This is a genomic window from Tardiphaga sp. vice154 (genome assembly GCF_007018645.1).
Lineage (GTDB): Bacteria > Pseudomonadota > Alphaproteobacteria > Rhizobiales > Xanthobacteraceae > Tardiphaga.
Map to the genome: position 1 here is coordinate 3,894,342 of NZ_CP041399.1, position 24,529 is coordinate 3,918,870.

At 64.8% G+C, this 24,529-nt stretch carries 19 protein-coding genes; 8 read left to right on the forward strand and 11 right to left on the reverse strand.

Annotation, left to right across the window (positions count from 1 at the left end; all coding sequences use genetic code 11):
- Nucleotides 1-67: 67 nt before the first annotated feature.
- Entirely contained in the window at nucleotides 68-841 is a 774-nt protein-coding gene (locus tag FIU28_RS18275) for a GntR family transcriptional regulator (protein WP_143574610.1), read from the forward strand.
- A 217-nt stretch (nucleotides 842-1,058) separates the two neighbouring features.
- Here the strand turns inward: FIU28_RS18275 and ahcY are convergent, their stop codons facing one another.
- The 3 genes from ahcY to FIU28_RS18290 all read right to left on the reverse strand — a co-directional run bounded on the left by ahcY (nucleotide 1,059) and on the right by FIU28_RS18290 (nucleotide 5,356).
- Nucleotides 1,059-2,483 (reverse strand): adenosylhomocysteinase, encoded by a 1,425-nt coding sequence (gene ahcY, locus FIU28_RS18280; RefSeq protein WP_143574611.1) that lies wholly within the window; start codon nucleotides 2,481-2,483, stop codon nucleotides 1,059-1,061.
- A 261-nt stretch (nucleotides 2,484-2,744) separates the two neighbouring features.
- Complete coding sequence (metK, locus tag FIU28_RS18285) at nucleotides 2,745-3,941, reverse strand: methionine adenosyltransferase (RefSeq protein ID WP_143574612.1); 1,197 nt, start codon at nucleotides 3,939-3,941, stop codon at nucleotides 2,745-2,747.
- Between the two features lie 59 nt (nucleotides 3,942-4,000).
- Nucleotides 4,001-5,356: a hypothetical protein gene (locus tag FIU28_RS18290; protein WP_143574613.1), complete on the reverse strand. Its 1,356-nt coding sequence runs from the start codon at nucleotides 5,354-5,356 to the stop codon at nucleotides 4,001-4,003.
- Between the two features lie 179 nt (nucleotides 5,357-5,535).
- Between FIU28_RS18290 and FIU28_RS18295 the strand changes: the two genes are divergently transcribed.
- Both FIU28_RS18295 and FIU28_RS18300 read left to right on the forward strand, forming a co-directional pair.
- Nucleotides 5,536-6,846 (forward strand): UDP-glucose dehydrogenase family protein, encoded by a 1,311-nt coding sequence (locus FIU28_RS18295; RefSeq protein WP_143574614.1) that lies wholly within the window; start codon nucleotides 5,536-5,538, stop codon nucleotides 6,844-6,846.
- An 87-nt stretch (nucleotides 6,847-6,933) separates the two neighbouring features.
- Nucleotides 6,934-7,176: a hypothetical protein gene (locus FIU28_RS18300; protein ID WP_143574615.1), complete on the forward strand. Its 243-nt coding sequence runs from the start codon at nucleotides 6,934-6,936 to the stop codon at nucleotides 7,174-7,176.
- A 537-nt stretch (nucleotides 7,177-7,713) separates the two neighbouring features.
- Here FIU28_RS18300 and FIU28_RS18305 read toward each other — a convergent pair.
- Nucleotides 7,714-8,289: a hypothetical protein gene (locus tag FIU28_RS18305; RefSeq protein WP_143574616.1), complete on the reverse strand. Its 576-nt coding sequence runs from the start codon at nucleotides 8,287-8,289 to the stop codon at nucleotides 7,714-7,716.
- Nucleotides 8,290-8,439: 150 nt separating this feature from the next.
- Here FIU28_RS18305 and FIU28_RS18310 point away from each other — a divergent pair, with 150 nt between their 5' ends.
- The 3 genes from FIU28_RS18310 to FIU28_RS18320 all read left to right on the forward strand — a co-directional run bounded on the left by FIU28_RS18310 (nucleotide 8,440) and on the right by FIU28_RS18320 (nucleotide 12,261).
- On the forward strand, nucleotides 8,440-8,874 hold the full coding sequence (locus FIU28_RS18310) for a hypothetical protein (RefSeq protein ID WP_143574617.1): 435 nt from the start codon (nucleotides 8,440-8,442) through the stop codon (nucleotides 8,872-8,874).
- Nucleotides 8,875-9,170: 296 nt separating this feature from the next.
- The gene (locus FIU28_RS18315) at nucleotides 9,171-10,244 is read left to right on the forward strand and encodes a lysylphosphatidylglycerol synthase transmembrane domain-containing protein (protein ID WP_143574618.1); all 1,074 of its coding nucleotides are present in this window, start codon (nucleotides 9,171-9,173) and stop codon (nucleotides 10,242-10,244) included.
- 70 nt (nucleotides 10,245-10,314) lie between these two features.
- Complete coding sequence (locus FIU28_RS18320; protein ID WP_143574619.1) at nucleotides 10,315-12,261, forward strand: hypothetical protein; 1,947 nt, start codon at nucleotides 10,315-10,317, stop codon at nucleotides 12,259-12,261.
- 156 nt (nucleotides 12,262-12,417) lie between these two features.
- Here FIU28_RS18320 and FIU28_RS18325 read toward each other — a convergent pair whose 3' ends face one another.
- Entirely contained in the window at nucleotides 12,418-13,017 is a 600-nt protein-coding gene (locus tag FIU28_RS18325; protein ID WP_143574620.1) for a DUF2147 domain-containing protein, read from the reverse strand.
- 206 nt (nucleotides 13,018-13,223) lie between these two features.
- Here FIU28_RS18325 and FIU28_RS18330 point away from each other — a divergent pair, with 206 nt between their 5' ends.
- Nucleotides 13,224-13,676 (forward strand): acyl-CoA thioesterase, encoded by a 453-nt coding sequence (locus FIU28_RS18330; protein ID WP_143574621.1) that lies wholly within the window; start codon nucleotides 13,224-13,226, stop codon nucleotides 13,674-13,676.
- A gap of 26 nt (nucleotides 13,677-13,702) precedes the next feature.
- Here FIU28_RS18330 and FIU28_RS18335 read toward each other — a convergent pair whose 3' ends face one another.
- Nucleotides 13,703-14,023 (reverse strand): 2Fe-2S iron-sulfur cluster-binding protein, encoded by a 321-nt coding sequence (locus FIU28_RS18335; protein WP_143574622.1) that lies wholly within the window; start codon nucleotides 14,021-14,023, stop codon nucleotides 13,703-13,705.
- Nucleotides 14,024-14,115: 92 nt separating this feature from the next.
- Entirely contained in the window at nucleotides 14,116-14,484 is a 369-nt protein-coding gene (locus FIU28_RS18340) for an Hpt domain-containing protein (RefSeq protein WP_143574623.1), read from the reverse strand.
- Nucleotides 14,485-14,867: 383 nt separating this feature from the next.
- Between FIU28_RS18340 and FIU28_RS18345 the strand changes: the two genes are divergently transcribed.
- Nucleotides 14,868-20,390 (forward strand): hypothetical protein, encoded by a 5,523-nt coding sequence (locus tag FIU28_RS18345; RefSeq protein ID WP_143574624.1) that lies wholly within the window; start codon nucleotides 14,868-14,870, stop codon nucleotides 20,388-20,390.
- A 359-nt stretch (nucleotides 20,391-20,749) separates the two neighbouring features.
- On the opposite strand, the gene FIU28_RS18350 is transcribed toward FIU28_RS18345, so the two are convergent.
- The 4 genes from FIU28_RS18350 to FIU28_RS18365 are packed head-to-tail and all read right to left on the reverse strand — an operon-like array spanning nucleotide 20,750 to nucleotide 24,494.
- Complete coding sequence (locus FIU28_RS18350) at nucleotides 20,750-21,625, reverse strand: aldose 1-epimerase family protein (protein ID WP_143574625.1); 876 nt, start codon at nucleotides 21,623-21,625, stop codon at nucleotides 20,750-20,752.
- Nucleotides 21,626-21,638: 13 nt separating this feature from the next.
- Nucleotides 21,639-22,571 (reverse strand): MlaD family protein, encoded by a 933-nt coding sequence (locus FIU28_RS18355; protein WP_143574626.1) that lies wholly within the window; start codon nucleotides 22,569-22,571, stop codon nucleotides 21,639-21,641.
- A 17-nt stretch (nucleotides 22,572-22,588) separates the two neighbouring features.
- The gene (locus FIU28_RS18360) at nucleotides 22,589-23,359 is read right to left on the reverse strand and encodes an ABC transporter ATP-binding protein (RefSeq protein ID WP_143574627.1); all 771 of its coding nucleotides are present in this window, start codon (nucleotides 23,357-23,359) and stop codon (nucleotides 22,589-22,591) included.
- 1 nt (nucleotide 23,360) lies between these two features.
- Complete coding sequence (locus tag FIU28_RS18365) at nucleotides 23,361-24,494, reverse strand: ABC transporter permease (protein ID WP_143574628.1); 1,134 nt, start codon at nucleotides 24,492-24,494, stop codon at nucleotides 23,361-23,363.
- Nucleotides 24,495-24,529 lie beyond the last annotated feature (35 nt).

The following is a 24,529-nucleotide window of genomic DNA, read 5'->3' on the forward strand; positions in this document are numbered from 1 at the left end:
AGTGCCTCGACAACGTGCATGCAATTCGGGCACCGGCCTGCCGGCTGTCGCGCTCACCTTGGAGCCTATGGCGTTGGATACGGCGAAGCCATTGAAATCATCGGACAAAGTCGGGACGATCTGTCGCGCGCTGCGGCGCGCGATCATCGAACAGGCGCTCGAGCCCGGTGCCAAGCTGCCCGAGGACGCGCTCGGCGAACGCTTCGGCGTCAGCCGCACCATCGCCCGCCATGCGCTCGGCCAGCTCGCCTCCGAGGGCCTGGTCGAACTGCGCCGCAACCGCATCGCCGTGGTGGTGACGCCGAGCTGGCAGGACGCCCGCGACACCTTCGACATCCGCATGGAGCTAGAACGGCTGGTGATGCGCCAGCTCGCCGGCCGGCTCAGCAGGGCGCAGGTGGCGCGCCTCAAAGCCCATGTCGAGGCCGAGAGCGCCGCACGCGAGGGCCCAGACGCTGTCTCAATTCGCCTGGCCACCGAATTCCATGTGCTGCTGGCGACCATGACCAACAGCCCGGTCATGGTGCGCTATGTCAGCGAGATCGCCTATCGCTGCTGCCTCACGCTGTCGCTGTACAGCCGGCCGCATTCGTCGGAATGCGGCGTCAACGAGCATATCGGCATCATCGACGCGCTGGAGCGCAGCGACGCCGCCGGCGCCATGGCGCTGATGCACTCGCATCTCGACCAGGTCGCGACCCGCGCGCTGGTGACGCCGATGCCGGCGCGCGGCCGCGATCTGCTGGATGTGCTGGCGCCCTATGCGGCTGAGGGCGCGGAGCTGTCCGTAGCCCCTGCCGCGAAGGCCGTGGCCGCGTTGAAGCCGCGCATCGTGCGCTGACACTCCGTGTCGTCCCTGCGAACGCAGGGACCCATACACGCTGTCGCCTTGATCGATCTCAGCCGGCAATAGCTCGGCAGAAGCCGAAACCCGGAGGCTATGGGTCCCTGCGTTCGCAGGGACGACATGGGAGCTCTGGGATAGTACGAGCCAACAAAAAGCCCCGGATCGCTCCGGGGCTTTGTCGTTCAGTGATCCATCGCCGAAGCGATTGGACTCAGTAGCGGTACTGGTCGGTCTTGAACGGGCCCTGCTGCTTGACGCCGATATAGGCGGCCTGCTCGGGGCTGAGTTCGGAGAGCTTCACGCCGATCTTGGCGAGATGCAGGCGCGCAACCTTCTCGTCCAGCGCCTTCGGCAGCACGTAGACTTCCTTCTTGTACTTGCCGTCCTTGTTGTTGGCGTAGAGTTCGATCTGCGCCAGCGTCTGGTTGGTGAAGGAGGCCGACATCACGAAGGACGGGTGGCCGGTCGCGTTGCCGAGGTTCACCAAGCGGCCTTCCGACAAAAGGATCATCCGCTTGCCGTCCGGGAAGGTGATCTCGTCGACCTGCGGCTTGATGTTGTCCCACTTCATGTTCTTCAGATGCGCGATCTGAATCTCGTTGTCGAAGTGGCCGATGTTGCAGACGATGGCACGATCCTTCATCGCGCGCATGTGCTCGATGGTGATGATGTCCTTGTTGCCGGTGGCGGTGACGAAGATGTCGGCGATCGGCGCCGCGTCTTCCATGGTCACGACCTGATAGCCTTCCATCGCCGCCTGCAACGCGCAGATCGGATCGACTTCGGACACCATGACGCGGGCGCCGGCCTGGCGCAGCGACGCCGCCGAACCCTTGCCGACGTCGCCGAAGCCGGCGACCATCGCAACCTTGCCGGACATCATGACGTCGGTGCCGCGGCGGATGCCGTCGACCAGCGATTCACGGCAGCCGTACAGATTGTCGAACTTCGACTTGGTGACGCTGTCATTGACGTTGATGGCCGGGAACAGCAGCTTGCCGGACTTCTGCATGTCGTACAGGCGATGAACGCCCGTGGTGGTCTCTTCGGAGACGCCCTTGATGCTCTCGGCAATGCCCTTGAAGTAGCCCTTCGGCTTCTCCTTGAGCTGCTTCTTGAGCAGCGCGAAGAAGATCACTTCTTCGTCCGATTCCGGCTTGTCGAGGAAGGCGGTGTCGCCGTTCTCGGCGCGCAGGCCGAGGTGGACGTACATCGTGGCGTCGCCGCCGTCATCGAGGATCATGTTGGGATGACCGCCGCCATGCCAGTCGAACATCCGTGCGGTGTAGTCCCAGTAATCTTCCAGGCTCTCGCCCTTGATGGCGAACACCGGAATGCCGGCGGCGGCGATCGCCGCGGCGGCGTGATCCTGCGTCGAATAGATATTGCATGATACCCAGCGCACGTCGGCGCCGAGCGCAGCCAGCGTCTCGATCAGCACGGCGGTCTGGATCGTCATGTGCAGCGAGCCGGCGATGCGGGCGCCCTTCAGCACCTGCTGCGGGCCGAACTCCTCGCGGGTGGCCATCAGGCCCGGCATCTCGGTCTCGGCGATCGAAATTTCCTTGCGGCCGAACGGCGCGAGCGCGATGTCCTTGACGATGTAGTCGGTGAAACCCTTGGGCGCGGTGGTCATGTGATCTGTTCCTGGAACGGAGTTATCTGGACTTATCAATAGGTAGCGAATTGGGGCAGTTCGTGGCGGTCTGGCCGCTCCCCTTCGGCGGAGGAGGCAGATACCGAAATCGCTGCGGTCGTTGCGGTGGTCGTCCGCGTCAGCCCTCCCCCGCAACAGGGGGAGAGCGCGTCGTACATGGTCGTGACGCCAAAGCTTACTTCAACTTCCAAACACCCTGAACGTTACGCTAACGCATCGGCGTATGATGAAGCAGTCGCGTTAAACCGCAGCCTTCAGCTTGTCGACAAGGTCGGTCTTCTCCCACGAGAAGCCGCCATCCGCATCCGGCGTACGGCCGAAATGGCCATAGGCCGCGGTGCGGGCGTAGATCGGCTTGTTGAGGTCGAGGTGCTTGCGGATGCCGCGCGGCGTCAGGTCCATCGATTCGGCGACGGCCTTTTCGATCAATTCATCGGCGACCTTGCCGGTGCCGTGGGTATCGACGTAGATCGACAGCGGACGCGCCACGCCGATGGCGTAAGCGAGCTGCAGCGTCGCCTTGTCGGCGAGGCCGGCGGCAACGATGTTCTTGGCGACGTAGCGTGCGGCATAGGCGGCCGAGCGATCGACCTTGGTGGAATCCTTGCCGGAGAACGCGCCGCCGCCGTGCGGGGCAGCACCGCCGTAGGTATCGACGATGATCTTGCGACCGGTCAGGCCGGCGTCACCATCGGGACCGCCGATGAAGAACTTGCCGGTCGGGTTGATGTGCCAGATCGTCTTGTCGGAGATCCAGCCTTCCGGCAGCGCCTTGCGGACGTAGGGCTCGACGCAGTCACGCACCTGGCTCGAAGTCATGTCTTCCACCAAATGCTGGTGCGAGACGACGATCTCGCGCACGCCGACCGGCTTGCCGTTCTCGTACTGCACGGTGACCTGGCTCTTGGAGTCCGGGCCGAGCACCTTCTCGATACCGGCGTGACGGGCTTCCGAGATCAGGCGCAGGATCTTGTGCGCGTAGAAGATCGGGGCCGGCATCAGCTCGGCGGTCTCGTTGGTGGCGTAGCCGAACATGATGCCCTGGTCGCCGGCGCCCTCTTCCTGGTTGGTACCGGGCTGCAGCGCGTCGACGCCCTGCGCGATGTCGGCCGACTGCGGATGCAGCAGGATCTCAATGTCGGCGGTCTTCCAGTGGAAGCCGGCCTGCTCGTAGCCGATGTCCTTGATCGCGGCGCGCACCACGGCCTCGATGTGCTCGTTGGTGACCGAGGCGGGACCGCGGGTCTCGCCGGCGATCACGACCTTGTTGGTGGTGGCCAGCGTTTCGCAGGCGGCCCGGATCGCCCAGGGATCCATGCCGGCCTTCGCGCCTTCGCGGAAGAACAGGTCGACGATTTCGTCGGAAATCCGGTCGCAAATCTTGTCCGGATGACCTTCGGAGACGGATTCACTGGTGAAGAGATAAGACGCGCGCATCAACTAACCCCTTTGTTCCGCCATGCATCGGCGGCCTTTCGTCAAATTGTCCAGAAATGTCAGTCGCGACGCCGCGAGATGACGTAGGATTCGTCGTAGAACCAGAGCCCGTTATGCTTGCGCAGAACCTCTCGTGTCGCATCGAGGTAGCGGCCGCTCTGGGTGACTTCCGTCAAGCGGTCGTCTTCGATCTGGGCCACGTAGACCGCCGCGTTCCATGCTGCAAAAGCCGTCGATGTTCCGATCAGGCCGGTGACCTCGTTCGGCAATGCTTCCATTGCGTAGCGAAAAATCGACCGGTGGTCGGAATAGGCATTGAAGTTCAAATCGCGCCCCGCGGAGCCCAGCTCGTATTTCACTGCGCGCAATAGCTCATGACGGCTCACAGCGAAAGGGTTTTCTTTGGGCCAGACGGCTTGCACGATCTCCATACCTGGGTCCTGCCCATGCGAATGGATGCCGATCAGCCGTCCCCCGGCGCGCAACGCCCGGGCCAGGGGGGCAATGATCCGCTTGGCCCGAAAGGTCACGGATGATTTGGCCCGATAGGGCTGCGAGGCAATGATCAGGTCGAAATTCGCCTCGGTGCGACCGGCGCGCGGGATGATCGAATCGAGCAGGAAGCGGTGATCCTCGCGGTAGACCACCAGCGCCACCGGCCGCTCATAGGTCGGCATGCCCGAGCGCGGATTGATGCTGGCGCGCCAATTATCCTCCAGAAACCCGCCGAGTTCGGCAATCTGCGTCTCGAATTCGCCGGACGACGCCCCGCGAAGCGCCACTTCATGCCAGATCATGCCGGCCGCCGCCGCAGGCGACGCCGGCGTCAGCCAGGGCGCCTCGGCGTAATGCATATTGGTCAGCACGAATACCGTGGCGGGATGCTCGAACAACCGGTCGGGCACCTTGTCCAGCGTCAGCCGGACGTCCTCCAGGCTCAATTCCTTGCCGGCGATATAGAACGGCATGTGCGGGAAACGGCCGTGCATGGTTCGCATCACCCGTGCCAATACGGTGCCGTCGCCGACGCCGGCATCGAACACCCGCAGCGCCGGCGGGCGCGGGTGGATATTGCCGAGTTCCAGCCCGACCCGCTCGGCAATCACCCGCTTTTCCGAGCAGGTATGGACGAACAGCAGATATTTCTGCCGGTTTTCGAAGAAGCGGAAATTGCTGCGCGGATCGCGCCTTTCCAGCGGAAGATCGGGCCGCCGCGGCGGCGTCAGACCTTCCGGCAGCGAGGCGGCAATGAAGGCGTGGATACGGTCGAGCGTGTCGATGGTAATGCGCTTGCCCTCGCGCAGCCGGTTGACCAGCTTGCCGTCATTGACGGCGCGGCGGCCAAACGTCGATTCCGCCATATCGACCTGGCGGCAATAGTCCTGAATCTGGCCGAGCAGCTGGTCGTGTTTCATGGCGCGGAATTCTCAAAGAGACGGGAGTGGGCAGAAAGAGGTCTGGCCCACTCTCTAGCACGTCCTGCCCACTGATGATATCCGCCGTTATTTTGATGCAGCGTCGTGTGACAGACTTCCGCATCTGCTAAGACCCGACGCATCGACCCTGCCCGACACCTCCAGATTCAGGTCTTCTTATGCGTATCGCGATGATTGGCACCGGCTATGTCGGCCTGGTGTCTGGCGCCTGTTTTGCCGATTTCGGCCATCATGTGACCTGCGTCGACAAGGATGCCTCCAAGATCGAGGCGCTGCATCGCGGCCTGATCCCGATCTTCGAGCCCGGCCTGGATGCGCTGGTCGCCGCCAATGTGAAGGCCGGCCGGCTCGATTTCACCACCGACCTCACCAAACCGGTCGCCGAAGCGGACGCCGTGTTCATCGCCGTCGGCACCCCGTCGCGGCGCGGCGACGGCCATGCGGATCTGTCCTATGTCTACGCGGCAGCCAAGGAAATCGCCGCGGCGGTCAGAGGCTTTACGGTGGTCATCACCAAATCCACCGTGCCGGTCGGCACCGGCGACGAAGTCGAGCGGCTGATCCGCGAGGCCAACCCCGACGCCGACGTGGCCGTCGCCTCCAATCCCGAATTCCTGCGCGAGGGCGCGGCGATCCGCGACTTCAAGTTTCCCGACCGCATCGTCGTCGGCACCTCCGACGATCGCGCGCGCAAGGCGATTGGCGAGATCTACCGGCCGCTGTCGCTGAACCAGGCGCCGGTGATGTACACCGCGCGCCGCACCGCCGAACTGATAAAATACGCGGCGAATGCCTTCCTCGCCACCAAGATCACCTTCATCAACGAGATCGCGGATCTCGCAGAAAAGGTCGGCGCCGACGTCCAGGACGTCGCCCGCGGCATCGGCATGGACAATCGCATCGGCTCGAAATTTCTGCATGCCGGCCCGGGGTTCGGCGGCTCATGCTTTCCCAAGGATACCCGCGCGCTGGTCAAGATCGCGCTCGACCATGACGCGCCGCTGCGCATCGTCGAGGCGGTGCTATCCGTCAACGACAACCGCAAGCGCGCGATGGCGCGAAAAGTCTCGCATGCGCTGGGCGGCCATTTGCGCGGCAAGACCGTCGCGGTGCTGGGTCTCACCTTCAAGCCGGACACCGACGACATGCGCGAGGCGCCGTCGATCCCGCTGGTCACCGGCCTGCTCGACATGGGCGCGAACGTGCGCGCCTACGATCCGGTCGGCATGGAGCCGGCGAAAAGCGAGTTGCCCGATATCACCTATTGCGAGGACGCCTATGACTGCGCCAAAGGTGCCGACGCGCTGGTGATCGTCACCGAATGGGTCCAATTCCGCGCGCTCGATCTGCCCCGGCTGAAGGCGACCATGAAGCAGCCTGTCATCGTCGACCTGCGCAATGTGTACCGGCCGGAGGAAATGGCGGCGGCGGGGTTTGTGTATGAAGGCGTCGGACGCGGGGCGGCCTGACGGCACTAAACAACAGGGAAAATAGACTTCCCGTCTTTTACAGGTGAGCTATTGTAAGTCTTAAATAGCTCGGTTCCGGAGAGCGTCATGGATGTGAAAGAGGCCGTCAGGGCCGCCAAGACCTGGATAATGGATGTGATGGAGGATGAGCATCCCTCAAACCTCGGTCTGGAAGAGGTCGAATACAACGACGAGAAGCGCGTCTGGAAGATTACCCTTGGCTTCTCGAGGCCCTGGAATTCCCCTAGAAGCCCACTCAATAATCTGCTCGCCATTGCTGCTACGGAGCCCCCCCCTTCACAAGCGCGCCTATCGCACGATTGTCGTTGACGATCGAAACGGCGAAGTCAAAGCCATGCAGCGGAAGGCCGTTTCCGAGGATTAGATGAGTTCAACTCTGCTGATCGATACAAACCTGATCGTATTGCTTGTCGTAGGACTGGCTGACGAGAAAGCTGTGATCAATCACAAGAGAACACGGGCTTACACAATCGATGACTTCAGGTTGTTGACGGAATTTATCTCGGAGTATCCCTGAAGTCGCCGTCATCCCAAATGCACTTTCCGAAGCTTCCAACCTACTCAGCTTTGAGGGTGATGAACACGCGCGCAGTATTCTGAATAAATTCTCCATCTTCCTGTCGCGCGCCAAAGAAAAGTACATCGTCAGTGCCGACGCCGCGAGACGCCCGGAGTTCAAATGGCTTGGGTTGACCGACTGCGCGCTTCTAGAATTCGCAAAACATGACGTCCATCTTCTCACAGCGGACGTTGCCCTGCATGTCGCAGCTCTCAAAGCAGGCTACAGCTCCACGAACTTCACCCACTACATCCAGGCCGCACGCGCTTGAACCAGCAGATAGCAGCTCACGGCAGCAGATCAACAGGCACATCTGCAAACGTGTAGTCCCGCGGCCGGTTGCGGCGGAGCACGCCGCGGAGCTGCCAACCCGCATATATACAGAAGCCGATGAGGAACGCCGCGCCCGCGAATTCGCCGGTCACGAGCGCGCGCACCAGCAACGCCGCCATGGCCAAAGCGACCAGCACCAACGCAGCCACGATCGCCCGGTACAGAACCGGCCGCAGTCCGGCGCGCAGCGACGCCGTGCTTGCTGCCGCCGCCATTTGCCGGTGCAATTCAAAGATGAAATCGCGGTATTCGGCCTGCGGTTGCATCAGGGCCACCGTCTGCTTCGAGGTCGACATGATCACGATCCGGCTGCCATCGTCGTGGCGCAAGTCTGCGCGGAACCGCTTCACCTGCATCCCCATCGGCCGGTACGACAGCCGCACCTCCGCGATGTCGCCATAGCGCCACAGCCCGGTCCGGCGGCCGGTGCGCCACGACAGCCCGTCAGCGGTCAGCTCATAGCGATGCGCGGCGCCGATCAGCGACGCCTTGTAGGCATAGGCATGGCCCGGCTCGGCAGCCTCGGCCACCGGCGCGTTCCTTGCCGTGAAAAGCGTCCTGAACAGAGCCTGTCCTATCGTCGCCGCCGGGGGGCGCTTGCCTGTGCGCCACGACGTCCCTTACAAGCCATGGAGAGGGCCGTGCGCGCAAGGCGACGCGCCCCGCAGCAGGGTTCCCCGATGGCCGAGACCAGCCCCTTTCCGCGCCACCTGATCCTCGCCGGCGCAATGATGTCAGGACTGCTGCTGGCGCTGGCCGTGCACATGCTGGGTCAGCGGTTCGGGCTCGACCTCGGCGGGTTGTGGCGCAGCGATGCCCGCGACTTCATGCCGGCCGGCGCCGCGGTCGCCTGGTGGCTGATCGCCGCGATGGGCTTTGTCGGTGGCTACGTGACCGCCACGCTGCTGCACAGCGCCGCGGGCGGCGCGATCCCGCCGCGGATGCGCCAGTTTCTGATTACGGTCGGTGTCCTGGTCCTTGCCGGTGCCGGACAGGCAGCCTCGGCGCCGAGCCCGGTGCCGACCGTTGCGGGCGTGGTGGCCGGTCTCGCTGCTCTGCTACTCGGCGGCCTGATGGCGTTTTGCGGCGCACACTTCGCCTTGCGCAAGGCGTAACAAAAGATCGCGGCCGTTCGTCCGTGCGATCGGAACCGATCGATGTTCCTGGCGGGCTTTGATTTGCGGCAGGGAATAGCGCTTTTCGGGCCTATATGACGAACCGGATCGCCCGCAGCGGCAAGATGGCGCGGCAGCGGACACCAACCCGGCTTGTCAAGGACTGCACAACGCGCCGTTTTTGCCGTAAGGGTTTCCGGACATGAATGAACGTCGCGTATGAGTGAACTGGTCGCCCATTGCCATCTTCTGACCCGATCAGCTTTCCACCTGTTCGCGCTCCGCCGGGAGGACGAATGCAACGTATGCTGACCGCGCTCGGGCGCGGCTTCAGGCAGCACATCGGCTGGAAACGGCTCGGTGTGGTGGCGAGCGTCATCATTATCGGCCTGGCGATTACGCATCTGGTACGCACGCTGAAGGGCGTGGACTTGGCGGTGATCCTGGCGGCGATGGCTGAAAAGCCGCCGCTCCAGATCGCGCTCGCCGCCTTGTGCGTGCTTGGCGCCTTCGGCACCCTGACGTTCTACGACTTCTTCGCCTTGCGGACGCTCGGCAAGAATCACGTCCCCTACCGGATCGCGGCGCTGTCCTCCTTCACCAGTTACACGATCGGCCACAACCTCGGCGCCACCGTCTTTACCGGCGGCGCAATCCGGTTCCGGATCTATTCGGATTACGGGCTCAGCGCCATCGACGTCGCCAAGATCTGCTTCATCTCCGGCCTGACGTTCTGGCTCGGCAATACATTCGTGCTGGGCATCGGCATGATCTGGCATCCGGCGGCGGCGTCGGCGATGAACATGCTGCCGGATGCCGTGAACCGGCTGATCGGCGCCGCCGGCCTCGCCGGCATCGCCGCCTACATGGTCTGGCTGTCGGTCGGCAAGCAGCGCCGCGAACTCGGCCAGAACGGCTGGAAGGTCGTGCTGCCCTCGGCGCGGGTCACGCTGCTGCAGATCCTGATCGGCGTCGTCGATCTCGGATTTTGTGCGCTGGCGATGTACCTGCTGATGCCGAACGAGCCCGGCATCGATTTCGTCTCGCTGGCGGTGGTGTTCATCCTGGCCACCCTGCTCGGCTTTGCCAGCCATGCGCCGGGAAGCCTTGGCGTGTTCGACGCCGCGATGCTGGTGGCGCTGCCGCAGTTCGGCAGGGAACAACTGGTGGCGACCCTGGTGATGTTCCGGATCCTGTATTTCATGATTCCGTTCGCCGTTGCGATCGCCATCATGGGAACCCGCGAGCTCTGGCTGAACGTCGTGCTCCCATGGCAACGGGGCCGCGCCGTCGCACAGGCCGAAGCGCTCGCCACCACGGCAGCGGCCACGGTTCCGACCCGGCCGACGAAACGCCAGGCTCAGCTCTGAAACCCGGCTCGATATCACTCACTGGTCAGCGCCTCTTACTTCCGCCCCATATGTGACGTTGAAACGCGTTATGACCTTTGTTCGCATCCGACGTCTCGTGCTCCACTCCCTTCTGTTGCTAGCCGCCTGCGCAGCCCTGCCGGTCGAATGGGCCGCCGCACAGGGGACCACGGGCTCGATGCAGATCAGTTGGGAAGTCCGCAATCGTTTTCGGCTGTTCCGCGAGGAGCGCGATTTCCAGCTCCACGCCGACACGCTGCGCAACCAGACCATCCTGGCGTCCGAACAGACGCTGGGCGTCCAGAGCGACGGCCGCGGCTGGGCGCGCAATACGGTGGGTCGGCTGTGTGTCGACATGGCCGGCAAGTTCAGCGAGCCCTGCACCCGCGACAGCGTCAAGGAAAGCTACCTGACGCCGACCGAGCATCCGGTCACGGTGCGGCTCACCGGCGAAGTGCCGGTCGGCGCGGTGTGCGCCTGGACGTTCGATGATGGCGACGGCCCCCGGCAATCCAATTTCGACTGCGCCGAGCCGGTGAACTTCCGCGCTGTCTACGGCAAGCGCACGGTGGCGATCGTCGATGTCACCTCCGGCGCCGAGGCGCCGCAGCGCGTCACCACCGACATCACGGTGCGCGACGTATTGATCGCCGGCCTTGGCGATTCCATCGCCTCCGGCGAAGGCAATCCGGACCGCCCGGTGGCGCTGTCGGACGAAGGCTTCTGCTACCGTTCCTATATCGGTTCCGACACGGGACAATATTATCGGCCGAGCCGCGCCGGATTCAAGGGCGGACGCGCCTGTGAAAGCTATGAATCGCTACAGGCCTGGCAGGCCCAGGGCGCGCAGTGGCTGAGCGCGCCGTGCCATCGCTCGCTATACAGCTACCAGACCCGCACCGCGATCGCGATGGCGGTGCAATACCCGCACATCGCCGTGACCTATCTGCCGCTCGCCTGCTCCGGTGCAACGATTGCCGAAGGGCTGCTCGGCAAGCAGCAGGCCAAGGAATGCCTGACCACCAAGACATCGACCAATTGCCAGGGCAGTGTCGCCGCGCAGATGACGGAATTGCGCGAGGCGATGGCGGCCGTTAAGAAACGCCAGCCCGGCCGCAAGCTCGATCTCGTACTGCTGTCGATCGGCGCCAATGACATTGGCTTCTCCAATCTCGTCGCTGACGTCATCGTCGAAAACGATACCGAGCGCGCACTGTTCAAGCGCGGCGGCATCCTTGGATCGGTCGACGATTCCCGCAGCGCGCTGGTGCGCGAACTGCCGGCCGGATTCGGCAAGCTGCGCGAGGCGCTGAAGCCGCTGTTGTCCGGCGACCTGTCGCGCGTGATCTTCACGGCCTATGCCAACCCGACGTTCTCGAATGGGGCGCCCTGCCCCGGCGGCCCTGCCGGCTTCGACGTGCACCCCGCGTTCAATGCCAATCCGCGGCGGCTCGCCAACGTCGCCAATTTCGTCGAGAGCGAGTTTCTGCCACAGCTCAAGGCCATTGCGCTGTGCCAGGGCGGCGTGCTGTGCCGCAACCCGCAAGCCGATCGCATGACCTATGTCGATGCGCACCAGCAAGCCTTTGCGACGCACGGTTTCTGCGCCCGCGCATCGACCGATCCGGAATTCGACCGCGCCTGTTTCTCTCCGAAGGGCCAGAGCTTCGATCCGGACATCGTGGCCGCATCTTCGCAGCCGATGCTGTGCGGCCTGGGCGCCAGCCAGTTCCGCGCCTATCTGCCGCGCGCCCGCTGGATCCGCGACGCCAATGACAGCTACTTCGCGGCGATGACCTATCCGCAGGGCATCTCGGCGACGATCCAGCCGGCGGATATCCACGACGCCACCTGGGGCATCCTGTCGGCAGTCTATGGCGGCGCGATCCATCCGACCGCCGAAGGCCACGCGGCCATGGCCGACGCCGCTTTGCCCGCCGCCGCCGCCGTGCTGAGGCTCGGCGCGGAGGCCGAAGTCACCAGCGAGCCGCTCGGCGAGCCGGTGCAGACCCGGTAGTATTAAAGGCCTAGCCCGGATGAAGTAGTCCCGCCGCCCTGCGGCGGGGCGACGTAATCCGGGGCACAGCTTTCATGGTGGATGAGTCGGCCACGGATTGGCATCCGGGCTACGGCTTCGGCGCAGGCGCGGGCTAGCACAGCGGGGGCAACGGACTCAGTGCGGGGCAGCGGGCGCCACGTTCTTCTTGACGACAGCCACCGTCGGCTTGGTCGGAGCGACCGGCTTCATCGCAGCGGCCTGGGCCGGCAGGTATTTTGCAATCACGGCGGGATCGAGCTGCGCGGTCATGGTGTCGGGCAGCCGAAACCAGACCTCGTTCTTGCCCAGCAACGAAATACCCCAGAAGCCACGCACGGTCAGCTCCTGGCCATCTTCGCTGACGCTCATCTTGGCCTTGTAGATCTTGCCATCGCGCGGATCGAGAATGTTGCCGTTCTCGTATTTCAGCCCGTCCTGCTTCATGTCGCGAATGAAGGAGATGCCGAGCACCGGCGCATCCTTGCGGTCGTCCACGCACTTGACGCAGGTGAGGTTGGCGGGCTCTTCGGGCTTCGGAAACGTCTTGGCAATCGCCCCTTCGAAGACGCCGCCGCGGTCGATCATGAGAAACCATGCCACCGGCTTGCCTTTTTCGACCTTCTGCCAGAGACCCGCAGCGGTCGGTTCGGCAGCTTTCAACGGGCTGGCGAGGGTGGCCAGAACGGCGATACCGGAAGCGACCGTGACGGCCAGCCGGGATTGAACTCGTATCATAATCATCCCCTTGGAAAGCGTAACCACGTCCAAGCGGTTACATCCACTATCAATGCTGGTAGCAGGGTGGAGGGATTTAATGGCTTTTACAAGATTACCGCATATTTCCAATTGTGACATGCCACGGCTTCGCCACATCATGCGGCGGATCCGGTCTCATCCCCGCTCGAACGGGATCTGAAGAACTATAGACTGGAGACGTTTTCGTGAATGCACCTGCCCGCGCGCCGCAACCTCTGCTCGAGGACTTTCCTTACCGCCTCAGCGACAATGTGCGCTTCGCCGATCTCGATCCCAACCAGCACGTCAACAACGCGGTCTATGCCAGCTACTTCGAGACCAGCCGGGTGATGCTGGTAAAGGATCCGCGCCACGGGCTGATGCCGTCGGGGTTGAGCTGGGTACTGGTCCGGCTGGACATCCACTATCGTGCGGAACTGCACTGGCCGGGCACGATCGAACTCGGCCTCGGCGTCAGCAAGCTCGGCCGGACCTCGGCGACGTTTTCGCAAGTGGTGTTCTCGGAAGGCAAATGCGTGGCCTCGGCGACATCGACCACCGTGATGGTCGGTCTCGAGAGCCGGCAGCCGACGCCGATCCCCGATGCGGTAATCGCGCGTTTCCAACCCTGGATGCTGCATCATTCCACGGCGACCTGATCGCCGCGGCATTCCGTCAAATGAAACTAGGCCTGACGCTCCGGCGTGATGACGACGAGGCCATCGAGCGCATCGGTGACCTTGATCTGGCACGACAGCCGCGAGTTCGGCTTGATGTCGTAGCCGAAGTCCAGCATGTCCTCTTCCATCGGCGTCGGCGCGCCGACCTTCTCGCGCCAGGCTTCATCGACATAGACGTGACAAGTCGCACAGGCGCAGGCGCCGCCGCATTCGGCTTCGATACCCGGGATCGAATTGCGGATCGCCACCTCCATCACCGTGGAGCCGACTTCGGCGTCAACGCTGCGGGTTTCGCCGGAATGGTCGATGAAGTTTATCTTGGCCATGATGCTCGCGCTGCCGGAAGGAAGATACGATTGTCGTATAACGGCTCGATCCGGATCGCGCCAGCGGGCCTGCGCGAAAAGCTGCTGTGCGTTCAGGAGCGCTTGAGAATACCGTCGATCGCCGCCCGCGCCTCGTAAACCGCCTCGTCCAGCGCCCGCAGCGCCTGCGCGGCATCATGGCCGGCGGTTTCCAGCCACTCGGCGGCGTCCGCCACCCGTGACGCGCCAATTGCGCGCGCCGAACCTTTGAGCTTGTGCGCGAGTTCGCCGACATTGCCGGGCATGCCGGACAATTCCCGCATCAGGCCGACGGACTGCGCGGCGAACAGCGCCAGCACTTCGCGCTCGAGGCTGGCGTCGCTGAGCGTCATGCGGCGCAGGTGCGCAAGGTCGATCGGACCATCATCGGGGGCGAGCGGCGGCGACGGCATCCATTGGACCTGTTCGATGTGCAACGCCATGTTATGCCCCGGATGATCCGCCGCGGCGCACACGCGCTGCGATTTCGGCAGCGAACCACGGAATTGGTTAACGGAACGTTTCACGTACATGCCGCAGCTTGGACGCGGTTTTGCCGAAAACTCGCCACGATTGCGCTTGGATCGGCGTTAATCCAGCGGCGGCAATGCGTTACCGGTCTGTCCTGTTAACGATGATTAAGAATGTCTTAACCGAATCCATTTCATTCGCGCGACCAAGCCAATAGGATGTTTGCGGGAATAGCGGACAAGCCGAGCGACCGGCCGTTCGCGGCAATCTCTCGCGGGGTACATGGGGCAAGTTCCCTTGTGTAGCGAGAATTGCGCGGTGTTCCGGATGCGTAAACAAGGGGCGTGGGACGAAGATGGCAAACAACACAAAGAAGGCCAAGGATCCGACGGAAGTTGCGCTGTCTGCCATTCAGGAAGCCTTGAACATCAGCGACGCGCCGGTCGATCGCGATGCTCCGGCGGTTCGCCACGACAGTCCGATTTCCAGTTCCGCCTACGACGAGAGCGCCTTTGAGCCGCGCATCACCGACCGGCCGAGTTTCGACGCGCCCGACGAGGCGCGGTTTTCGCGCCGCCCGGCCAATGACGATCGCGAGACCATCGGCCAGATCCTGCAGGCGATCCAGAAGGGCCGCCCCGCCCGCAACGTCTACACGCTGGCGACGTTGTTTGCCGGCGTCTGGGTGGCCGGCGCCGGGTTGCTCACCGTCGCGTTCCTGCCGTCGCTGCAGGCCTTCATCGGCCAGGGTTCCGGCGGCACGCTGGCGCTGGCCGGCCTTGCCGTCTTGTTCTTCGCGCCGGTCCTGCTGTTCTACTTCCTCGCCAGTCTGGCGTGGCGCGGCCAGGAACTGCGCATGATCGCGCAGTCGATGGCGCAGGTCGCAATCCGGTTCTCCGAACCCGAAGGGGCCGCCAGCGATTCGATGGTCACCGTCGGCCAGGCGATCCGCCGCGAAGTAGCCGCCATGGGCGACGGCGTCGAACGCGCGATCGCGCGCGCCGGCGAACTCGAAGCGCTTGTCACCAACGAAGTCTCCGCGCTGGAACGCGCTTACTCCGACAATGAAGTCCGCATCCGCGCGCTGCTGCAGGACATCGCGCATCAACGCGACAACCTGGTCGGCCAGGCCGAGCAGGTGCGCTCGGCGATTTCCGGCGTGCAGATCGATCTGCGCCACGACATCGCGCTGATCTCGGACGCCATCGCCTCGCGCGTCGATGAGGTCGCCAAGTCGATCACCGGCGCGCTGGAAGAGCGCGGCACCCACATCACCCAGGCGCTGAGCCACGCCGGCGACAACATGATCCTGGCGCTCGGCGAGCGCGGCGGCGACCTCCTCGACCGGCTCGAGGAAGCCAGCGCGGAAACCACGCGCGCCGTGCTCGATGCCAGCGAACGCCTGACCTCCAGCCTCAACTTCAAGACCGGCCACGTCCACGACGAATTCGTCGACCTTGCCGATCGCGTCCACGACATGCTGAACGAGCGCCTGGACCGCATCACCAGCGATTTCGAGGCACGCTCCACCGGCATCGTCGATCGCGTCTCCGACCGCACCGAACTCATGCACGATTCGCTGCGTAATTCGAGCGACTCGCTGCTACTGGAACTGGAGCTGCGCAGCGGCGATCTGGTCAGCAAGATCGACGAGGCCGGCAACCGGCTGGCGACCCAGGTCCTCAACAGCGGCGACAAGGCTTCCGAAGCGCTCGACGTCACCGTCAACGCGCTGGTCGCCAAGGTCGTCAGCCAGACCGAAACCGCGCACGACTCGCTGGCTTTGCAGATGAGCGCGTTCGACGGACTGGTGCGCGACCAGGGCTCCGAACTCGCCGAGAAGTTCTCGCGCGACTCGGGCACGCTGGGTGCGTTGATCACCCGCCACATCTCCGAATTCGACCGCACCGTCAAAACCTTCGGCGGCGAAGTCGTCGATCGCCTGGGCCAGCGCACCCAGGACATCAACGAAACGCTGAAGACCTATGTCGACACCTTCGACACCCGCGTCACCTCGAACAGCGGCGCGCTCTCCGCGACGCTCGATGCCCGCCTCGTGGAGTTCGAGACCGTGTTCGGTTCGCGCGTCACCACGCTCGACGCCTCGCTCGACGACAAGATCCGGACCTTCGACGAGACCGTCGATGGCCGCCTCAAGAACCTCGAACAGGCCTTCGATGCCCGCGCGCAGTCGGTGACCGAGACCATCGACAACCGCCTTGAGAATCTCTCGGTGTCGCTGTCGGATGGCGCGGTCCAGGCCGTCAATTCGATCGATGCCCGCCTGACCCACCTCACTTCGACGCTGACCGAAGGCACCAACCACGCCGTCAGCACCGTCGATGCCCGCCTCACCCATCTGACGTCGTCGCTGACCGAAGGCGCCGTGCATGCGATCCATGCGATCGACGATCGTCTCAGCTACTTCACCACGACCCTGACCGAAGGCACCACGCAGGCGATCGAAGCCATCGACCGACGCATCGCCAGCGTCAGCGAGACGATCGACGATCGCAGCAATCACCTGACCGACAGCGTCACGGCGCGCTTCCAGGCGATCCACCACGGCTTCGAGGGCCGGATCGGCGTCGTCGCCACCGAGATCGATACCCGCGTCGGCCAGTTCGAGGAGCTGCTCGGCTCGCGCATCGAGGCGGTCGCCGGACGCATCGAAACCTCCGGCCGCACCGCGAGCGACCAGCTCATGGCCCGCGCCGAAGAACTCTCGACGGGGATCAAGAGCCATGTCGAGAGCGCCGAACGCTCGCTCACGCAGCTCGTGGTATCGACCAGCGAAACCATCCAGGCCGGTACCCGCGCCGCGCAGGATTCGCTGCTGTCGGTGGCCGGCGATGTAGGCTCCCAGCTCCGCCTGACGGCGACCGATGTCGAGACCACGCTATCGACCGTCAGCGCCAATGCTGCGAGCTCGATCCTGTCCAGCGCCCGCGAAGCGCAGGCCACGCTGATCGACTCCTCGTCCGAGGCGTCGGCGCAGATCAAGTCGCTGTCGGCCGATGTCGAGCGCACCCTGACCGCGGCCGGCGCCGCCACCGCGATGTCCGTCACCAGCGGCGCCCGCGACGCGCAGTCTACCCTGCTGGCCACCACCACCGAGGTCGCCCAGCAGATCCAGTCGCTGTCGGCCGACGTCGAGCGCACCCTGACCGCCGCCGGCTCCGCGACCGCCGACTCCATCCTCGCCGGCGCCCGCGCCGCGCAGAGCACCCTGGTCACCGCCTCGACCGACACCTCGCAGCAGGTCCGGACACTGGCCGCCGATGTCGAACGCACGCTGATCGCTGCCGGCAACGCCAGCGCGGAGTCGATCCTCGCCAGCACCCGCAATGTGCAGACGTCGCTGATCGACGCCTCGTCGGAAGCTACCAACCACGTCCGCAACCTCGCCGCCGACATCGAGCGCAGCCTGACCGGCGCCGGCAGCACCACCGCCGATGCAATCATCGCCAGCGCCCGCCAAGCGCAGTCGGTGCTGGCCGAGGTCTCCACCGAAGCCGCCGACCACGTTCGCAACCTCGCCGCGGACGTCGAACGCAGCCTCACCGCGGCCGGCAACGCCACCGCGGAGTCCATCGTTGCCGGTGCCCGCGAAGCGCAGACCACGCTGGTCAATGCCTCCTCGGACGCCACCACCCAGGTCCGGTCGCTGGCGATCGACGTCGAGCGCAGCCTCGCCGCCGCAGGCGCGGATGCTGCCGCCTCGATCGTCGGCAGCGCCCGCGACGCGCAATCCTCGTTGACCACCTCTTCCGCCGATACCGCCGAACAGATGAAGGCAATCTCCGCCGAGATGCAGCGTCTGCTTTCGGCCACCACCGCCAGCACGACGGAAAACATCCAGGCCAGCGCCCTCGCCGCGCAGACCTCGCTGGTCGCCGCTTCCAACGAGATCAGCACCAAGATCAAGACCACCTCGTCGGAGATCGAGCGTTCGGTGTTCGCCGCCTCGGGCAGCTTCGGCACCACGATGACCGGCAAGACCGACGAGATCGTCTCTTACGTGCAGCAGCAGACCGACCGGCTGTCGCAGATGGTCGATGCCAAGCGCGGCTCGCTGGTCGAGGCGCTCGGCTCCAAGGCCAATCAGCTCACGATCGATATCGATCGCGTCACCGCCGATGCGCTGAAGGCGATCGAGAGCCGCGGCCACACCTTTGCGCAATCGATGGTGACGAACTCCTCGGATGTCGCGCGCAGCATCACCACTGCCGGCGAACTGGCCTCCGGCGCCGTCAACAAGTCGCTGAAGGACCTCGAGTCCAGTTCGCGTGCGGCGATCGAGCAGTCCCGCCAGGTGTCGATCGCGGCCGTGACCGAGATGCAGGAAACCAGCAAGATCCTGCGCACCGATACCGTTGCGCTGTTCGAGCGGCTGCGCGAGGGCAACATCCTGCTGCAGGAAGTCCTGACCGGCGCGCACGACAACCTCAACTCGCTGGAGCGTGCGCTGGTCACCCGCGTCGCCGACTTCGTCTCGACCATGAACGACGTCACCTCGCGCAATGGCGTGGCGACGCAGATGCTGGACGATCAACTCACCACCTTCACCGCGAAGACCTCGCGCGCGCTGGAAGATCTGAGTTCGCTGTCGACCGAGTTCGAAAGCCACGGCCGCGCGCTGGTCGATGCCTCGAGCCTGGTCGAGCAGAGCAACCGCACCACTTCGGTCTCGGTAAACGAGCGCAAGGCGGCGCTGGAATCGCTGGTCACCACCATCGACGCCCGCACCAACGACCTCGATCAGCGCCTGACCCGCTTCACCGGCCTGCTCGATGAATCGCTGGCCGCCGCCGAGGAGCGCGCCCGTGACATCGCCCGCGTCGTCGCCGAAACCGCCGGCGCCGGCTCGACCGCGATCAACCGCCAGTTCGAGGCCGTGCGCAGCGCCGCCGAGGAAGAGCGTCGCCTGACCTCGCAGGCGATGGCCGAGATCTACCAGCAAGGCACCCAGGAAGCCGATGCGATGTTCAAGCAGTCGGCCGACAAGTTCGCCTCGATGGTGGCGAGCATGAAGTCGATGGCCGCCGAAATGCATAACGAGCTGGAGAACACCCGCAGCGAATTGCGCCGCGGCGTGTTCGAGATGCCGCAGGAGGCCGCCGAAAGCACCGCGCAGATGCGCAAGGTGATAGTCGACCAGATCGAGGCATTGGCCGAACTGAACCGGATCGTCGCCCGCCACGGCCGCGGCGCCGATGTTGTGCAGACCAATCGGGCCAGCGTGATGCGAGAAGAAGAGCCGGTGATGGCTATCGCCAACGCGCGCAGCGAGCCGGTGGCCCGCAACGAGCCGGCCCCGCGTCCGGCGCCGCGGCCGGCGATGGGAAGCTCTTCGAGCCTGCCGATGCCGGATATCGGCGGCCCCGCGCCGCGCCGCACCGAAGCGCCGCCGGTCGCCCCCTCAGGCTCCGACGAGGGCCGTGACGGCTGGCTGTCGGACCTGCTTGGCCGCGCCGACCATGGCGAGGAAGACCGCGAGCCGCCGCGTCGCGCGCCGGCGCCGCAGCCCGCCGCCTCTGCCAATCCGCTGGATTCATTGTCGCTCGACATCGGCCGGCTGATGGACCGTACGCTGGCGGCCGAGATGTGGGATCGCTACCAGCGCGGTGAGCGCAAGGCGTTTAGCAAGCGGCTCTACACGCCGGCCGGCCAGAAGGCGTTCGACGAAGTCAGCCGCAAGTACCGCGCCGACCGCCCATTCAAGCAGACGGTGGACCGCTACATCACCGAGTTCGAACGCCTGCTCGACGAAGTCGCCCGCGACGAACGCGGCCCGGCGGCGCTGCGCAGCCACCTGACCTCGGAAACCGGGCTCGTCTACACGCTGCTCGCGCATTCCGCGGGCCGGCTGGGCTAAGTTCGGCGCAACTATCAAATGCAAAAGCGGAGGCAGCGATGCCTCCGCTTTTTTGTGTCGTAGACATTCGAAAACATGGAACGCGCCGCGGCGCATGGTCCCCCTCCCCCTCGCGGGGAGGGTCGGCCGAACGAGCGATGATGCAATAGCATCATCGAGAGTGGAGGCCGGGGTGGGGGTGCCACGGGGCGACAGAGCTTGTGGCTACCCCCACCCGTCACGTTTGTTCGCGGAGTTTATCATCGGGCCGGCGAAGCCGGACCCGGTGGATCTCAACGCGCCACCCTCCCCGCAAGGGGGATGGGAAAAGATCCGCGCTCGCGGAGTCGTTCGCGCTCCAATTGCCGAAGCAATCGCGCCTACAAAAACCCGATGCGCTGGGTGAAATTCCGCGTCTGGCCCACCGCGATGTGCATCACGCCGGGCTTGTCGGCGAACTCGCCGTCGAAGTCCACCGGGCTCGCCCAGCCCTGCCACGGCTCGATGCAGATGAACGGCGCGCCCGACGGCTTCGACCAGATGCCGAGCTCGTGGAAACCCTGCCAGTCCATCAGGATGGTCGGGCCGCCCGGCCCGCTATAGCTCAGCGAGGTCGAGGCAAGCTGGTCGATGATCACCGCGTCCTGCGCAAACAGCGCTTCCGACAGCGCCAGCGCGCCGCCCTGCACCGGCGTCGGCTCAGACCTGGCGCGCAGCAGCCCGTCCGTGAGGCGACGGATCGGCGCCGGCTCGGCGGTGCCGAAGGTGATGCAATGATCCTCCTTGTCGGCGCCCGCCATCAGCGGCCAGTTGAACGCCGGATGAGTGCCGATCGAGGCCGGCATCATCTCGTGGCCGGAGTTGGTGATCGCGTAAGTGATGACGAGATAGTCGCCCTCGATCGCGTAAGTGACGTCGAACTGAAACGCGAAAGGGTATTTGGCGCGGCTGGCCTCGTTGTCGCGCAGCACCAGCGAGCAGGAGGTACGTCCCTGCCCGGCCCAGGCGAAGCGCTGGTCGCGGGCGAAGCCGTGCTGGGTCATCGCATAGGTCTGGCCGCGGTGGCGCAGCACGTCGCCGTTGAGGCGGCCGACGATCGGAAACAGGATCGGCGCGTGGCGCGGCCATTCCGGACCGGCCTGCCACAGAACTTCAAAACCGTTGATGTTCTTCAGTGAGCAGAGTTCGGCGCCATTGGCCTTGATGGTCGCGGTGACACGGCCGTTACTGATGGTGTATCGGTCCATCTCATCCATGCGTCACCCCAAATTATTGTCGCCGCCTTCTTGGCGGAGCAGGTTCAGCCGCCTGCGACGGCGGCGCCGCGGCCGGCGCAGGCTGGGTGCCAGAACCGGTACTGGCACCGAACAGCAGGCGCGTCGGATTGCGGTCGAGATTGTTCACCGCGCGGCTGATGTCGGCGAGCGTGCGGCGGCCGTCGAGGATCAGCGCGCCGGAGCGCTTGTCGAGATTTTCCGTCAGCTCGTAGAACGACTTCACCGCCGCCGTCAGCTGGCCGCCATCCTTGCCGCCGGCCAGCGTATCGAGGCCGAGCAGGATGTTGTCGGTGCGCGCGACGACGCCGTCCGCCTTGCTCATGATGCCGTCGGTCTTGCCCATCACGCTGTCGATCTTCAGCATGATGCCGTCGATCACTTCGGAGTTGCGCGCCAGCGTGGCGGTGAAGGTCTCGACGTTGCGCAGCGAGTTCTTCAGCGATTCCTGGTTCTCGTTGACCATGCGGTTGACGTTCTGCAGCGTCGCCTTGATGGCCTGCGAGATGTCCTGCACCGAATCCGGATCCGCCGTGAGCACGCGGACGCCATCGGTGTCGGTCGGCACGGCGGGCGCCGCTTCGTCGCCGCCCTTCAGCGAGATCGCGGCCACGCCGGTGAGGCCCTGGAATTCCAGGCCGACCAGCGTGTCCTTGCGGATCGGGGCGTTGTTCTCGACCATCGTCAGCGCGACCACGCGCCTAGGATTGTCCAGCTTGACCGATACGACCTCGCCGACCCGGATGCCGTTGAAATTGACGCTGCCGCCGTTGCGCAGGCCCGAGGCCGCGCCTTCGAACACGATCCGCAGCGGGGTGCGCAGCTTGGTCGAGTGCAGATTCTGGAACCACAGCACGAAGCCGAACGCCGCGGCAATCACCGCCAGCGTGAATGTTCCGATCAGGACGAAGTTCGCCCGCGTTTCCATCAAACCAACTCCAGTAACTAAACGAGGACAGCGCGTGCGCGCTTGCCGTGAAAATATTCACGCAGCCAGGGATGCTCCGACGCCAGCATGTCGTTCATCGTGCCGTGCGCGATGATCTTGCCGTCGCCGAGAACCGCGATGCGGTCGCAAGCGGTATGCAGGCTGTCCAGATCATGGGTTACCATGAATACGGTCAGGCCCAAAGTTCGTTGCAGCGTCCGCACCAGTTCGTCGAACTCACCGGCACCGATCGGATCGAGGCCCGAGGTCGGCTCGTCGAGGAACACGATCTCCGGATCTAGCGCGAGCGCGCGGGCCAGCGCGACGCGCTTGATCATGCCGCCGGACAGTTCCGACGGCATCCGGTCGGCGACCTCCGGCTTGAGACCCACCATCGCCAGCTTGGCGATGGTGATCTCGTCGAGCAGGCGCTCCGATACTTTGAGGTATTCGCGGATCGGGAACTGCACGTTCTGCCGCACGCTGAGCGACGAGAACAGCGCGCCATGCTGGAACAGGATGCCCCAGCGCCGCTCGACGCCGCGGCGCTCCTTGGTATCGGCGCCGTCGAGGTCGATGCCGAACACGTCGATCTGGCCGGACAGCTTCGGCACCAACCCGATGATGGTCCGCATCAGGACCGACTTGCCGGCGCCGGAGGCGCCGACGAAGCCGAGGATCTCGCCGCGGGCCACGTCGAGGTCGAGGCCATCCAGCACGCGGCGCTCGCCGAACTTCACCGTGAGGCCGTTGACGCGAATGATGGGTTCGTGTGTCGCAGCCGGCATGTCAGATCCCGATCGCGGCAAAGAAGATCGCGAAAACGCCGTCCATCACGATCACGAAGAAGATACCCTTCACCACCGACGAGGTGGTGTGCTGACCGAGCGACTCCGCGCTGCCCTGCACGGCGAGACCCTCGACGCAGGCGACGATGCCGATCACGGCGGCCATCACCGGCGCCTTCAGCATGCCGACGGTGAAATGGTTGATCGAGATCGCATCGCGCAGCCGGGCGAGAAACGCTTCCGGATCGACGCCGCCATAGGCCCACGCCACCAGCCCGCCGCCGTACAAAGCGGCAATGCCGCCGAGGAAGGTCAGGATCGGCAGGCCGATCACCAGCGCGATCATGCGCGGCAGGATCAGGACCTCGATCGGATCGAACCCCATGGTGCGCAACGCATCGATTTCCTCGCGCATTTTCATCGAGCCGAGTTCGGCGGTGTAGGCGCTGCCGGAGCGGCCGGCGACCATGATGGCCACCAGCAGCACGCCGAGTTCGCGCAGCACCAGGACGCCGAGCATGTCGACGACGAACACGTCGGCGCCGAACTGGCGGAAGTGGAAGATGCCCTGCTGCGCGACGATGCAGCCGATCAGGAAGGTGATCAGCACCACGATCGGCACCGCGTTCCAGCACACCTGTTCGAGGTGGTGGATCATCGAGGTGAAGCGGAACCGCGACGGATGCAGGGTGACCCGCGTCAGCGCAGCCAGCACCGCGCCGATCATCCCGACCAGCGCGATCACCGTGGCGCCGACGCCGTACACGGCACGGCCGATGCGGTCGAGCATGGCGGTCAGCGCCGACGGCGTCGGCTCCGGGGCGCCGGCCGGCTGGACGCGGCGGACTTCGTCGACCAGGCTGGAATAGTTCGCCGACAGCCCGGCGATCTCCGCCTCGGCCCCGCCATTGGTGAGGCTGCGGCGCAGGCGCTCGATCAGCCAGGCGCCGAAGGTGTCGAGCTTGGACACCTCCGAGACGTCGATGAAGATATTGGGGCGGCTGCCGGTGAGCTTTTCGGCGTCGGAGACGATCTGCTCGAGATCCGGCGCGAACCGCGCCGTCCACGATCCCGAAGCGCACAGCGCCAGCCCATCGCCCCTGGCGATCTGTTCAAGGTTCGGCCCGCCGCTCACACTTTGCTCCTGGATTTCGTCCGCACCCGCGATTT

Bases quoted from the DNA above. Each gene is read 5' to 3' on its own strand.
- FIU28_RS18275 (WP_143574610.1), top strand. From the start codon at position 68: ATGGCGTTGGATACGGCGAAGCCATTGAAATCATCGGACAAAGTCGGG.
- ahcY (WP_143574611.1), bottom strand. From the start codon at position 2,483: ATGACCACCGCGCCCAAGGGTTTCACCGACTACATCGTCAAGGACATC.
- metK (WP_143574612.1), bottom strand. From the start codon at position 3,941: ATGCGCGCGTCTTATCTCTTCACCAGTGAATCCGTCTCCGAAGGTCAT.
- FIU28_RS18290 (WP_143574613.1), bottom strand. From the start codon at position 5,356: ATGAAACACGACCAGCTGCTCGGCCAGATTCAGGACTATTGCCGCCAG.
- FIU28_RS18295 (WP_143574614.1), top strand. From the start codon at position 5,536: ATGCGTATCGCGATGATTGGCACCGGCTATGTCGGCCTGGTGTCTGGC.
- FIU28_RS18300 (WP_143574615.1), top strand. From the start codon at position 6,934: ATGGATGTGAAAGAGGCCGTCAGGGCCGCCAAGACCTGGATAATGGAT.
- FIU28_RS18310 (WP_143574617.1), top strand. From the start codon at position 8,440: ATGGCCGAGACCAGCCCCTTTCCGCGCCACCTGATCCTCGCCGGCGCA.
- FIU28_RS18315 (WP_143574618.1), top strand. From the start codon at position 9,171: ATGCAACGTATGCTGACCGCGCTCGGGCGCGGCTTCAGGCAGCACATC.
- FIU28_RS18320 (WP_143574619.1), top strand. From the start codon at position 10,315: ATGACCTTTGTTCGCATCCGACGTCTCGTGCTCCACTCCCTTCTGTTG.
- FIU28_RS18325 (WP_143574620.1), bottom strand. From the start codon at position 13,017: ATGATACGAGTTCAATCCCGGCTGGCCGTCACGGTCGCTTCCGGTATC.
- FIU28_RS18335 (WP_143574622.1), bottom strand. From the start codon at position 14,023: ATGGCCAAGATAAACTTCATCGACCATTCCGGCGAAACCCGCAGCGTT.
- FIU28_RS18340 (WP_143574623.1), bottom strand. From the start codon at position 14,484: ATGGCGTTGCACATCGAACAGGTCCAATGGATGCCGTCGCCGCCGCTC.
- FIU28_RS18345 (WP_143574624.1), top strand. From the start codon at position 14,868: ATGGCAAACAACACAAAGAAGGCCAAGGATCCGACGGAAGTTGCGCTG.
- FIU28_RS18350 (WP_143574625.1), bottom strand. From the start codon at position 21,625: ATGGATGAGATGGACCGATACACCATCAGTAACGGCCGTGTCACCGCG.
- FIU28_RS18355 (WP_143574626.1), bottom strand. From the start codon at position 22,571: ATGGAAACGCGGGCGAACTTCGTCCTGATCGGAACATTCACGCTGGCG.
- FIU28_RS18360 (WP_143574627.1), bottom strand. From the start codon at position 23,359: ATGCCGGCTGCGACACACGAACCCATCATTCGCGTCAACGGCCTCACG.